Below are 12,082 nucleotides of genomic sequence, written 5' to 3' on the forward strand. Positions count from 1 at the left end.
AACGCTGGCCGTCCCGCATGGTTGCGATCGGCCGCGGTTTTCGAGGGTGCTCCCAACTCACCATTTTGTGAGCATTCCGCGCCGACGGAACCTTTGTCGCTTTGCCGCCGTTAGGCGCTCGATCCAAAAGCTTGTTCCAAGCGAAAAATCGGCGAGGATGCCGCAGGTCTTTTCCAGCAACGCCAATGGGATTGCCCGCTTCTTTCTGTGGGGTGTTTGCTGTTTCGCGCTTCTGGCGGCCGTCGGCGGCACGGCGTTTTTGCGTTCAGGGTTCGTTACCGGCGTGGGGCAACCGGTGGCCCAGGCCGTTCCGTTCAGCCACAAGCATCATGTCGGCGATATCGGACTGGACTGTCGTTATTGCCACAACGGGGTCGAGACATCAGCCTCGGCGGGGCTGCCGGCGACAGAAGTGTGCATGACCTGTCATTCGCAGCTCTTCACCAATGCCGAGATGTTGGCGCCGGTGCGCGCAAGTCTCGCTTCGGGACAGCCGCTGCAATGGCAGCGGGTCAATTCGGTGCCGGATTTCGTTTACTTCAACCACTCCATCCATATCGCGAAGGGCGTCGCCTGCGAGACCTGCCATGGCGCGGTCGACGACATGCCGCTGACGCGACGGGCGCATTCATTGTCGATGGAATGGTGCCTTGGCTGCCACCGCGACCCAGGTCCCAACCTTCGCCCGCCGCGGGACGTTTTCCTGATGCACTGGAAGCCGCCTGACGACATCGAGCAGATCCGGCGTTCCCTGATCGGCGTGCTCGACATTCATCCCGAGACCATGACGGATTGCTATGTCTGCCACCGTTGACCGAAATCCGGCTTTCGATCTTGCGGCATTGCGGCTCGCCGCGGCGGGGCGCGAGCCATGGCGAAGCATGGGCGAACTGGCTGACACGGCGGAGTTCCAGCGCTTTGTGGAGGCGGAATTCCCCGCGATGGCCGATCGCCTTCAGCCTGGCTTCGACCGGCGCACCGTCCTGAAACTGATGGGTGCATCGCTGTCGCTGGCCGGACTGGCCGCCTGCAGCGAGGCCGAGAGCATCGTGCCTTATGTCCGCCAGCCGGAGAACATCATTCCCGGCCGGCCGCTCTACTACGCGACAGCCCTCTCCAGCGACGGCTACGGCATCGGAGCCGTGATCGAGAGCCATGAGGGCCGGCCGACAAAGGTCGAGGGCAACCCGGATCATCCGGCATCGCGCGGCGCCACCGATGCCGTCATGCAGGCGGCGGTGTTGTCGCTGTTCGATCCCGAGCGATCTCGCACGCCGCTCAAGCTGGGCGAGCCTGCAAGTTACGATGAGTTCCTGAAAGATATCGCCGGACTGGCTGGTGAATTCTTCGCTTCAGGCGGGCAAGGGCTGGCACTGCTGCTCGAGGCGACGACATCGCCGACGACGAAGGCGCAGATCGCGGCGCTGAGGGCGCGCTATCCCAGACTTCGCGTCTTCCGCCACGATCCGCTTGCGGCCAGTTCCGGTGAACAGGCAACGGGTACATTGTTCGGCAGGCCGTTGACGGCGATCTACCGTTTCGACCGCGCCGATGTGATCGTCAGCCTGGATGCCGATTTCCTGGGCGATGGGCCGGGGCGCCTGGCCTATGCTCGTGATTTCGCGCAGCGGCGGCGGGTGCGCAAATCGACGGACACGATGAGCCGCCTCTATGTCGTCGAGACGACTCCTACCATCACGGGTGCTGCCGCCGACCATCGCCATGCCGTCAGGCCAAGCGCCGTCGCAAGCGTTGCGGCGGCGATCAAGGCCGCCCTTGATGGCGACAATGCCGCGGTCGGCTTGTCGCCGCTCGATCCGGAATGGATAAACGCGCTTGTCGACGATCTGCGCAGCGCCGGCCGCAATGCGCTTGTGGTGCCCGGAGCGCACCAGGCACCGTTCGTGCATGCCTTGGCCTTCGCGCTGAACGCCAGGCTTGGTGCCCTTGGCAACACGCTGCAATTGATCGAGCCGCCTGATGCCATGCCGGCGGATGGCGATCTTGCCGCGCTCTGCCGGGCCATAACGGGTGGTTCGGTCGACAAGGTCGTCGTGCTCGGCGCCAATCCCCTGCACACGGCACCATCGGAGATCGATGCGCGGAAGGCCTTTTCGAGCCTGAAGCTTCTTGTCCACTGGGGGCTCTACCGCGATGAGACGGCGTTTCTGGCTCGCTGGCATATCCCAGCCGCGCACGAGTTGGAGAGCTGGAGCGATATCCGGGCCTATGACGGTACGGTCTCGATCGTGCAGCCGCTCATAGAGCCTCTGTTCGGTGGCAAGAGCCTGCATCAGTTGCTTGCCGCGCTGGGCGGTGAATTCGGCGCCAATGCGCAGGCACCGGTGCGCCGGACGTGGGCCGCCATGGACGAGGTGGCCTGGCGCAAGGCGCTGCGCGACGGCATCGTGCCGAACACTGCTGCTGGTCCCGCTGCCGTTTCGGCACCGCCGGATAGCGATGGCTCGGAACCCAATGCCGCCACCAAAGGGTTGGAGGTTCGCTTCGTCGCCGATCCCTGGCTTCGCGACGGCCGCCACGCCAATTCATCCTGGCTTCAGGAATTGCCCCGGCCGTTAAGCAAGCTCGTCTGGGGCAATGCGGCGCTGGTCTCGCCAGCCACCGCGCAGCGCCTGAGGCTCGAAAACGGGCAGGTGGTCAACTTGGCGCGGGACGGCAGGACGCTGGACGCACCCGTCTGGATCACGCCGGGACAGCCTGACGACACAGTGACGCTGTCGCTCGGTTTTGGACGCAAGGCCGGCTCGGTGGCGGCACTCGCAGGCGGCTACGACGCCTTCGCGATCCGGACCAGCGATGCGCCATGGTTTGCCGACGATGTCGTCCTGAGCCCGCGCGGCGGTTCGGCGCGTGTAGTCACGACCCAGCATCATCAAGCGATGGAGGGCAGGGCGATCATCCGCCATGCTTCGCTCGATGCGTTCAGGGCAAATCCCCATTTCGTGCGCGCCCACGCGCCCCCAGCGCCCGTGGAATCGCTCTACCCCGACTGGAGCTATGACCAGGAAGCCTGGGGCATGTCGATAGACCTGTCGGCCTGCATCGGCTGCATGGCCTGCGTGTCGGCCTGTCAGGCCGAGAACAACATCGCAACGGTGGGGCCGGACGAGGCGGCACTCGGCCACGAAATGCACTGGCTGCGCGTCGACCGCTACTATGCGGGCGGGATCGACGATCCGGACATGTTCTTCCAGCCGGTGCCGTGCATGCATTGCGAGAAGGCCCCGTGCGAGGTCGTCTGTCCGGTCAATGCGACCATCCATACGCATGACGGTCTGAACGCGCAGGTCTACAACCGCTGCATCGGCACGCGCTACTGTTCGCAGAACTGTCCCTACAAGGTGCGGCGGTTCAATTTCCTGGAGTACCAGGAGTTCGACAAGGACAGCGCGGGACCGGAGCAGGCCGTCCACAATCCCGATGTCACCGTGCGTTCGCGCGGCGTCATGGAAAAATGCAGCTACTGCGTACAGCGCATTTCGCAAAAACGGATCCGCGCCCAGATCGAGAACCGGGAGATCGAGGACGGTGAGATCGTCACCGCCTGCCAGCAGGCGTGCCCGACACAGGCCATCACCTTCGGCGATCTCAATAGGAAGGATTCGCAGGTCGTCCAGGAAAAGGCCTCGCCACACAATTACGCGCTGCTCGAAGAACTGAACACAAGACCGCGCACCACCTATCTGGGCAAGGTCAGCAACCCTAACGACAGGCTCGCCGCGACATCCGGCTCGGAGGGCGGCGATGGCTGACGTGGCCGCCCGCAGGACGAGCAAAGGCATGACACCTGTGCTGCGCGGGCGTCACGATTTTCCAGAGATCAGCGGCCGTATCAGCGCGGTGGTCCTGCAAGGGAAGTTGCCGCGGTTCTTCTGGTCGGCGTTCTTCGTCTGCTTCGCCTTCGTATTGCTGTTCCTCTATTCCATCACCTACCTGGTCTCGGTCGGCGTTGGCGCCTATGGGGTCAACATTCCCGTGGTCTGGGGCACGATGATCTCAAGTTTCGTGTGGTGGATCGGCATTGGCCATGCCGGTACGCTGATCTCGGCGGTGCTGCTGCTGCTGCGCCAGCCCTGGCGCGCCTCGATCAACCGCTTCGCCGAGGCGATGACGCTGTTTGCCGTGGCGATGGCCGGCCTCTACCCTATCCTGCATCTTGGCCGGCCGTGGTTCTTCTATTGGCTCCTGCCCCTGCCCAACACCCACATGCATTGGCCACAATGGCGCAGCCCGCTGGTCTGGGACTTCGCCGCGATTTCCACCTACGCCACCGTCTCGCTGCTGTTCTGGTACACGGGATTGCTGCCTGATCTCGGCGTGCTGCGCGACCGGGCGAAGTCGCGTGGCGGGCAACTTTTCTACGGCGTCCTCGCGCTTGGCTGGCGCGGCTCGGCCTATCATTGGGCGCGATACCGAACGGTCTATTTCCTGATGGCGGCACTCGCAACACCGCTGGTCGTTTCGGTTCATTCGATCGTCGCTCTCGATTTCACCTTCGCCATCACGCCGGGCTTCCATTCGACGATCTTTCCGCCCTATTTCGTCGCCGGCGCGCTCCTTTCCGGCTTCGCCATGGTGCTGACCATAGCCATTCCCTTGCGCTGGGCATTCGCTGTGGAAGACCTGATCACGCCGCGCCACATGGACAACGCCGCCAAACTGATGATCGCGGCCGGCATGGTCGTCATTTACGGCTATGCATCGGAAGCGTTCTTCTCCTGGTATTCGGGGGAGCCTTACGAGCGCGCGATGATGGTCCAGCGCGCCGTCGGCCCTTATGCGCCGCTGTTCTGGACCATGCTCTTCTGCAATTGCGCGGTGCTGCAACTGCTTTGGTTTCGCCGTGTGCGATCCAATATGCCGCTGCTGTTTTCGATCGCTCTGGTCATCAACATCGGCATGTGGCTGGAGCGCTACATCATCGTGGTGACCGGCCCGAGCCGCGACTACCTGCCGTCGTCCTGGGGCGAGCAGTCGCTGACCTGGCTCGATTTCGGCATCCTGCTCGGATCGATCGGCACCTTTTTCGCGCTGGTCTTCCTGTTTATCCGCATCCTGCCGGCGATAACCATCTTCGAGGTCGAGGAACTGGCCGAGCAGAAAGGCGGCGCGGCATGAGCGTCCATGGCGTCATCGCGGCTTTCGCCGATCCGGATGCGCTGACCAGGGCGGCGCAAGCGATGCGCGACAAGGGGTACCGGCATATGGATGCGTTCTCGCCTTTCGAGGTGCACGGCCTGACAGACATATTGGGCATGCGAAAGACACGGCTGCCATGGGTCATGCTGGCGGGTGGCGTCGCCGGCGGCGTGCTGGTCTATGCATTGATCCTTTATTCCGTCGAGATCGACTATCCGGTCAATGTCGGCGGCCGGCCGCTGCATTCCTGGCCGCCGTTCACGGTCATCGCCTTCGAAGCCGCGATCCTGGCCAGCGTGTTTGCCGGCTTCTTCGGCATGCTGGCCGAGAACCGGCTGCCGCAATATTATCACCCCGTCTTCAACGCCGAGAGCTTCACCTACGCGAGCGGCGGCAAGTTCTACCTGCTGATCGAGGCCACCGACCCGAAATACCGCAAGGGCGTCACCAAGGGGCAGCTGACACGGCTTGGCGCCGAGACGGTCGAAGAGGTGGCGATATGAACCCGCGGCTGCTTTTGCCGGTTTGCCTGCTCCTCGGCGCCTGCAAGCAGGACATGGCCGACCAGCCTCGCTACGATCCGCTCGAAACCAGCAGAGAGTTCGCCGACGGCATGTCGGCAAGGACACCGGTCGAAGGCACGGTGACGCGCGACGCCGACCTGGCGGCGACGCCGGACAAATTCCCGTACCCGATCACCATGGCGCTGCTTCAGCGTGGGCAGCAACGCTTCGATATATTCTGCTCTCCCTGCCATGGCCGGACCGGCGACGGGCACGGGATGGTGGTCAGGCGTGGTTTCCCGCCGCCTCCGACCTACCATCAAGATGCGCTGCGCAAGGCGCCGGACCGGCATTTCTACGACGTCATCACCGACGGTTACGGTGCGATGTATCCCTATGCCGCGCGTGTCGAGCCGCGGGACCGCTGGGCGATCGTGGCCTATATCCGGGCGCTGCAATATTCGCGACATGCTGCGGCCGGCACGCTGCCCGAATCCCTTCGCGCGAAACTCGATGCCGAGGCGGCACGATGAAGCGCGCCGCCCGGCCCGACGACCACCTCGTCCTGCTGCTCGCAGCCGCCGCCGCAGGGCTCTCTCTGTGCGCGGCCGGGCTGTTCGTCGCCCCGCGCGCGACACTGGCCGGCTGGCTGATGACGGCGGTGTTCCTGCTCGGATTGCCGCTTGGCGCAATGACCCTGCTCATGGTGCACGGCCTGACCGGGGGGCGCTGGGGCGACGCGTTGCGGCCGCCGCTGCGGGCCGCCGTCGCGAGCTTGCCTGTCGCGCTGCTGTTGATGCTGCCGGTGCTTGCGCGGCTCGATCTGGTCTTTCCCTGGGCAGGAGCCGACCCGGCGCTGACGGAAGCGGTGCGCCAGAAAATGACCTATCTCAACGTGCCATTCTTCGTCGTTCGTTTCATCGTCTATGCTGTCGTCTGGCTGGCGCTGGCCTGGCTTGTACTTGGCTGGACGGCGCCCGGTTCGGCCGCAAGCAGGACCGGCGGCGGCTACGCCATCGGGCTCGTCGCGCACGGCTTTGCCGTGACGGTGTTTGCCATCGATTGGATGATGTCGATAGAGCCGGATTTTTCCTCCGCCATCTATGCGATGCTCGAAGCGGCGGCCGAGGTCGTCGGCGTGTGCGGGCTGGCGCTGGCGGTGCTCTCGGCCGGCCGTGCGATCGAGTCGGCGCCGGGTGGCGAGGAGGACGTGGCGCTCGGCGAAGACCTCGCCAACATGATGTTCGGCTTCATGCTCATCTGGGCCTATCTGGCATTCATGCAGTGGCTGGTCGTCTGGGGCGGCGACCTGCCCGACGAAATCCATTGGTATGTCATCCGTGGTCGAAATGGCTGGCAGTATCTGCTTTGGCTGCTGATCGCGCTGCAATTTGCCTTGCCCTTCGCCGGTTTCCTGAACCGCTCCGTCAAGCGCAGCCGCGTTGGCCTGATAGGGCTCGGCGCGTTCCTGCTGGCCGGACATTTCGCCGATGTCGCCTGGCGCGTCCGGCCGGCTTTGTCCGCCCTCGGTGCAGAAGTGTCGTGGCCGGACCTCGCGGCAATGGTCGGCGCGGGCGGCATCTGGTTCGGGTGCTTCGTCTATATCTGGACCAGGCCTGATCGCATCGTCGTCTGGCGCGGGAGGCTGGCCCGTGGCTAAGGTCGTGCGTCATCCCGAAACACGCGATGTCTGGCCGAGGGCGCTCGTGCTCATTGGCCTCGGCCTGCTTGTCTTCCTGGCGCTCGCCGCGCTTGGGCTGAGACTGATTTTCGATACGGCCCCGTTCTGGCCACTTGCGGGCACGCAGATGAACGGCAGCGCCGCAGGTCCCGCCTTGCAGGATTTCCCCGGGGCCGATCTTGCCGCGTTCCGTCAGCAGGAAGATCGTGAACTCGGCATGCTTGCATGGGTCGACCGCAATGGTGGCATCGCGCGCATTCCGATCGACGACGCCATGAAGCTGATCGCCGCCCAGGGACTGCCGGAGGCGGTAACGCCCGCTGCGGCCGGTGAGGACTGCGCCTTGCTCGAAGGCCAGGTTCCGCGCGCGCCGCAGGCCGGCATTTGCCGCGCCCGAGCGGACGCGGCGCAGCCAAACGCCGGGGCGCCGCAGCAGGGCCAGGCCGCACCGGCCATGGGGGCGAGGCCATGAGGCGTTTGGTCCTGCCGCTCGTGCTCCTGGCTGCAATGACCGCCAGCGTGCGCGCGCGGCCGGTTTTCGAACCGCAGATCGGCGCGCAGGTCAGCCTCGACACAGTCTTCCGCGAGGCTTCGGGCGGACGGCAGACGCTTTCCGGCATTCTCGGCGGGCGGCCGGCGCTGCTCATCTTCGGTTACGACAAATGCCCCAACCTCTGCGGCGTGACCCAGCAGGCGGTTGCCTCGGATCTGAACAAGACCGGCCTCGATCCCGCGACCTACCACGCTCTCTTCGTCTCGATAGATGCTTCCGAGACCGTCGCGGATGCGGCGTCCATCCAAGCCGAAGTCGGGCGGTCCGCCGGTCAGGCAGGGTTGTCCGCGTGGCGCTTCTTGACCAGCGAGGATGGCGCTGGCGCCGCCCTTGCCGTGGAGGCCGGCATCACATTCGACCGGCGCGACCGGATCTCGCAATATGTCCACCCGATCGCGGTCATCGCGCTGACGCCGCAAGGCCGCATCGCGCAAGTACTTCCGGCGCTGAGTTTCGAGCCGCGCGATCTCAGGCTTGCCCTGGTCGAGGCGTCGGCCGGGCGGCTTGGCTCCATCGCCGATCACGTCTTTCTGCTGTGTGCCGGCTTCGATGCATCAAAGGGCCAGTACACGCCAGCGGTCTGGGCAGTCGTGAAGGTGACTGGCATGGCGACGCTGCTTGGCCTTGGCGCCACCATCCTCGTTCTGTCGCGAAGGAGGCCGATTTGACGTTCGGCATCCCTTTTACGCCGCCGCAGGCCTCCTCGATTGCCGGCAGTGTCGACGCCCTGTTCTACGTGCTGCTTGCCTTCACCGTCGCGCTGGGCGTCTTCCTGACCAGCCTGGTCGTTTTCTACGCCATCAAATATCGCGCCGGCTCCAAGGTGGAGCGAACGGGGGAGCGTGCGCGCAGCACGCCGCTCGAGGTGACCTGGACAGTCGCCAGCCTGCTGATCGCTTTCACCATCTTCGGATGGGGAGCCGTGCTGTTCCTGCGCCGCGAACACCCGCCCCTTGACGCACTCGAGATCGCCGGCCTTGGCAAGCAATGGATGTGGGAGTTCCGTCATCCTGGCGGCCAGCGTGAAATCAACGAACTGCATGTGCCGGTCGGCAAGGCGGTGATCGTGTCGCTGGCATCGCAGGACGTGATCCACTCATTCTTCGTACCTGCCTTCCGGGTCAAGCAGGACGCGGTGCCGGGGCGCACCACGCATGTCTGGTTCATCGCCAGCGAGCCCGGGCGGTATCATTTGTTCTGCGCGCAATATTGCGGCACCCAGCATTCGGAGATGGGCGGCTGGGTGACCGTGATGCCGCCGCAAGAATATGCGGCGTGGCTGGGCAACCAGGGCCAGGGTGAAACGCTTGCGGCCGACGGCGAAAAACTCTTCCGCGCGCTCGGCTGCTCCGGCTGCCATGGCAATTCCAGCAAGGTGAGGGCGCCGGATCTGGCTGGGGTCTTCGGACGGCCGGTGGCCTTGGACAATCAACAGACCGTCATTGCCGACGACCGCTATTTGCGCGATTCCATCCTCAATCCGAAGAAGGAGATCGCCGCCGGGTATGAACCCGTGATGCCGAGCTTTGACGGCCTTGTCGACGAGCAGGAGCTACAGATGCTGCTGGCATATCTCAAATCCCTGTCGCCGCGAGCAACCAGGGAAAGCGGGGCGACCCAATGAGCAGGCAAGCCTTGGCGCCTTCGAGCTATCTGCATGGGGAGGCCGGACCTGCCGCCTGGCTCTTGACCACCGACCACAAGCGCGTCGCCTGGCTCTACCTGATGTCGCTGACGGCGTTCTTTTTTCTTGGCGGTGCCTTTGCCGTGATGATCCGGATCGAACTCGCGTCGCCTGCGGGCGATCTGGTGTCGGACGATGTCTATAACAGGCTGTTTTCCCTGCATGGCATCATCATGGTGTGGTTCTTCCTGGTGCCGTCGATCCCCGCGACGCTCGGCAATTTCCTGCTGCCGCTGATGATCGGCGCGCGCGATCTCGCTTTTCCGCGGCTCAATCTCGCCAGCTGGTACGTGTTCATCTTCGGCAGCGCCTTTGCCCTGGCCGCGGTGCTCGCCGGCGGTGTCGACACGGGTTGGACCTTCTACACGCCGCTCTCGACGCTCTATGCCAACGGCTTCGTTTCGATGGCCGCGCTGGGTGTCTTCATCGTCGGCTTCTCGACGATCATGACCGGCATCAACTTCATCGTCACCGTCCACACGTTACGCGCGCCGGGGCTGACCTGGTTCAGACTGCCGATCTTCGTCTGGACGATGTATGCGACCGCGCTGGTCATGGTGCTGGCGACACCGGTGCTGGCCGCCTCGCTGATCCTGATCGTGCTGGAGCGTGCCTTCGGTATCGGCATCTTCAATCCCGCTCTGGGCGGCGACCCGCTGCTGTTCCAGCATCTGTTCTGGTTCTACTCACATCCCGCGGTCTACATCATGATCCTGCCCGGCATGGGCGTGGTTTCCGAAGTGCTGCCCTGCTTCAGCAAGCGCCCGCTGTTCGGCTACAAGGCGGTGGCGATGTCTTCGATGGCGATTGCCGTGTTCGGCTTCCTGGTCTGGGGTCACCATATGTTCGTATCAGGCCAGTCGGCCTATGCCGGCATCGTGTTCTCGTTCCTGTCGTTCTGCGTCGCGATCCCCTCGGCGATAAAGGTGTTCAACTGGACGCTGACGCTGCGCAAGGGCGAAATCACTTTCGAGACGCCCATGCTTTATGCGCTGTTTTTCCTGGCGCTGTTCACTTTCGGGGGGCTGGCCGGCCTGTTCCTGGCCGCTCTCGCCGTCGACGTCCACGTTCATGACACCTATTTCGTCGTGGCGCATTTCCATTACATCATGGTCGGCGGCATGGTGACGGCCTACATGGCGGGGTTGCATTTCTGGTGGCCGAAGATCACCGGCCGCGTCTATTCCGAAACCTGGGGCCGTATCGCCGCGACCGTGACCTTCCTCGGCTTCAACCTGACTTTCTTCCCGCAATTCGTGCTCGGTTTTCTCGGCATGCCGCGGCGCTATCACACCTATCCGCCGGAGTTTCAGTTCTGGCACGTATTGTCCTCGGCCGGCGCGGTCGTTCTGGCCGTCGGCTATCTTATGCCGCTGCTCTATCTCGGCTGGTCGCTGTTTCGCGGGACGCGGGCGCCGGCCAACCCGTGGGGCGCGACCGGCCTTGAATGGCAGACGGCTTCGCCGCCGCCCCCGCATAATTTCGACACCATGCCCGTGGTCAGGCGGCCGGCCTATGACTATGCCATGAAAGGCCTGAGGCACGAGACGTTCAGCCCGCACAGGGACGAAGCCTCATGAGCGGGCCGACCGAAAGCATTGCCTTCGATACACGGGCCCGCGAGAAGGCGGCCGATGCGTTCGGCATGTGGATTTTCATCGGCTCCGAGGCGATGCTGTTCGGCGCGATCGTGCTGGTGTTCCTCTACGCCCGATTGAGCTATGGCGCGGCATTCGCCGCGGCGTCGCAACATCTGTCATTGCCGCTCGGCACGCTGAATACGGCGGTTCTGATCACCAGCAGCTTCGCGATGGCGCTTGCCCATATGTTCACGGCTGCCCGGCGTTGGCGGCCCGCCTTCTGGGCCTTGATGTCCACGAGCCTGCTTGGCTGCATCTTTCTGGTGATCAAGGCCGTCGAATACAGCAAGGAATTCAGCGAGGGCCTGGCGCCGGTGCTCGGCGCGCCGTTCCGCTTCGCAGGCCCAGATCCGGCCCATGCCGAATTCTTCTTCGCGCTCTATTTCGCCATGACATCGCTGCACGCGCTGCATCTGATAGGCGGCATCGCGGTGATTGCCGGCATGCTGTTGCTCAGGCCGAGGACCGCGCAGGCGAGCCGGGCGCGCCGCGTGCAGGCGATCGGACTCTACTGGCATTTCGTCGACATCGTCTGGGTGTTCCTGTTCCCGGTCCTCTATCTGATCAACCGGGCCTGACGACGATGAGCGACCTCGCCAAGCTCACATTCGCCTATCTCGCGCTGCTCGCCTTGCTGGCGCTTACCGTCGGCTCTTCGTTTGTCGACCTCGGTGGGTTCAATTCCGCGATCAACCTTGCCGCGGCGGCTGCCAAGACAGTGGTGATCGCGCTGCTGTTCATGCATCTGGCGGGCGGGGGCATCCTCCCCAGGCTCGCGGTCGCGGCGGTGGGCCTGTGGCTGGCCATTCTCTTTGGCCTGACCCTGATCGGGCAATAGCCTGCGGGGCCTAGTGTGGCGCG

At 64.2% G+C, this 12,082-nt stretch carries 12 protein-coding genes; all 12 read left to right on the forward strand.

The features are described 5' to 3' along the window. Positions 1–157 precede the first annotated feature (157 nt). From LB545_RS06075 to LB545_RS06130, 12 genes are read left to right on the forward strand one after another with little or no spacing between them, the layout of a single operon-like run. Positions 158–814 (forward strand): cytochrome c3 family protein, encoded by a 657-nt coding sequence (locus LB545_RS06075; RefSeq protein ID WP_140496135.1) that lies wholly within the window; start codon positions 158–160, stop codon positions 812–814. After that, the gene (locus LB545_RS06080) at positions 798–3,773 is read left to right on the forward strand and encodes a TAT-variant-translocated molybdopterin oxidoreductase (RefSeq protein WP_140561457.1); all 2,976 of its coding nucleotides are present in this window, start codon (positions 798–800) and stop codon (positions 3,771–3,773) included. Before LB545_RS06075 ends, LB545_RS06080 begins: the two co-directional genes overlap by 17 nt. Then, positions 3,766–5,139, forward strand: a complete 1,374-nt coding sequence (gene nrfD, locus LB545_RS06085) for an NrfD/PsrC family molybdoenzyme membrane anchor subunit (protein WP_140675663.1) — start codon at positions 3,766–3,768, stop codon at positions 5,137–5,139. The genes LB545_RS06080 and nrfD overlap by 8 nt, the downstream gene beginning before the upstream one ends. Then, complete coding sequence (locus tag LB545_RS06090; RefSeq protein ID WP_140518005.1) at positions 5,136–5,663, forward strand: DUF3341 domain-containing protein; 528 nt, start codon at positions 5,136–5,138, stop codon at positions 5,661–5,663. Before nrfD ends, LB545_RS06090 begins: the two co-directional genes overlap by 4 nt. Beyond that, the gene (locus LB545_RS06095) at positions 5,660–6,196 is read left to right on the forward strand and encodes a c-type cytochrome (protein ID WP_140522234.1); all 537 of its coding nucleotides are present in this window, start codon (positions 5,660–5,662) and stop codon (positions 6,194–6,196) included. Before LB545_RS06090 ends, LB545_RS06095 begins: the two co-directional genes overlap by 4 nt. Then, complete coding sequence (locus LB545_RS06100; RefSeq protein ID WP_224704652.1) at positions 6,193–7,323, forward strand: hypothetical protein; 1,131 nt, start codon at positions 6,193–6,195, stop codon at positions 7,321–7,323. Before LB545_RS06095 ends, LB545_RS06100 begins: the two co-directional genes overlap by 4 nt. Continuing rightward, positions 7,316–7,816, forward strand: a complete 501-nt coding sequence (locus tag LB545_RS06105) for a hypothetical protein (RefSeq protein WP_140522231.1) — start codon at positions 7,316–7,318, stop codon at positions 7,814–7,816. Before LB545_RS06100 ends, LB545_RS06105 begins: the two co-directional genes overlap by 8 nt. Next, a complete protein-coding gene (locus LB545_RS06110) occupies positions 7,813–8,565 on the forward strand; it encodes an SCO family protein (protein ID WP_140556184.1) in 753 nt (250 codons plus the stop codon). The genes LB545_RS06105 and LB545_RS06110 overlap by 4 nt, the downstream gene beginning before the upstream one ends. After that, the gene (coxB, locus tag LB545_RS06115; RefSeq protein ID WP_140518009.1) at positions 8,562–9,521 is read left to right on the forward strand and encodes a cytochrome c oxidase subunit II; all 960 of its coding nucleotides are present in this window, start codon (positions 8,562–8,564) and stop codon (positions 9,519–9,521) included. Before LB545_RS06110 ends, coxB begins: the two co-directional genes overlap by 4 nt. Continuing rightward, positions 9,518–11,161 (forward strand): cytochrome c oxidase subunit I, encoded by a 1,644-nt coding sequence (ctaD, locus tag LB545_RS06120; protein ID WP_140518010.1) that lies wholly within the window; start codon positions 9,518–9,520, stop codon positions 11,159–11,161. Before coxB ends, ctaD begins: the two co-directional genes overlap by 4 nt. Next, a complete protein-coding gene (locus LB545_RS06125; protein ID WP_224618024.1) occupies positions 11,158–11,799 on the forward strand; it encodes a cytochrome c oxidase subunit 3 in 642 nt (213 codons plus the stop codon). Before ctaD ends, LB545_RS06125 begins: the two co-directional genes overlap by 4 nt. 5 nt (positions 11,800–11,804) lie before the next feature. Next, a complete protein-coding gene (locus LB545_RS06130; protein ID WP_224704655.1) occupies positions 11,805–12,059 on the forward strand; it encodes a cytochrome C oxidase subunit IV family protein in 255 nt (84 codons plus the stop codon). Positions 12,060–12,082: the final 23 nt, after the last annotated feature.

This window comes from Mesorhizobium sp. BR1-1-6 (genome assembly GCF_020165355.1).
Classification (GTDB): domain Bacteria; phylum Pseudomonadota; class Alphaproteobacteria; order Rhizobiales; family Rhizobiaceae; genus Mesorhizobium.

What these genes read in the sequence shown, in the direction of transcription:
- LB545_RS06090 (WP_140518005.1), top strand. Translation starts at nt 5,136, where the DNA reads ATGAGCGTCCATGGCGTCATCGCGGCTTTCGCCGATCCGGATGCGCTG.
- nrfD (WP_140675663.1), top strand. Translation starts at nt 3,766, where the DNA reads ATGGCTGACGTGGCCGCCCGCAGGACGAGCAAAGGCATGACACCTGTG.
- LB545_RS06075 (WP_140496135.1), top strand. Translation starts at nt 158, where the DNA reads ATGCCGCAGGTCTTTTCCAGCAACGCCAATGGGATTGCCCGCTTCTTT.
- LB545_RS06080 (WP_140561457.1), top strand. Translation starts at nt 798, where the DNA reads ATGTCTGCCACCGTTGACCGAAATCCGGCTTTCGATCTTGCGGCATTG.
- LB545_RS06100 (WP_224704652.1), top strand. Translation starts at nt 6,193, where the DNA reads ATGAAGCGCGCCGCCCGGCCCGACGACCACCTCGTCCTGCTGCTCGCA.
- LB545_RS06110 (WP_140556184.1), top strand. Translation starts at nt 7,813, where the DNA reads ATGAGGCGTTTGGTCCTGCCGCTCGTGCTCCTGGCTGCAATGACCGCC.
- LB545_RS06095 (WP_140522234.1), top strand. Translation starts at nt 5,660, where the DNA reads ATGAACCCGCGGCTGCTTTTGCCGGTTTGCCTGCTCCTCGGCGCCTGC.
- LB545_RS06130 (WP_224704655.1), top strand. Translation starts at nt 11,805, where the DNA reads ATGAGCGACCTCGCCAAGCTCACATTCGCCTATCTCGCGCTGCTCGCC.
- LB545_RS06125 (WP_224618024.1), top strand. Translation starts at nt 11,158, where the DNA reads ATGAGCGGGCCGACCGAAAGCATTGCCTTCGATACACGGGCCCGCGAG.
- ctaD (WP_140518010.1), top strand. Translation starts at nt 9,518, where the DNA reads ATGAGCAGGCAAGCCTTGGCGCCTTCGAGCTATCTGCATGGGGAGGCC.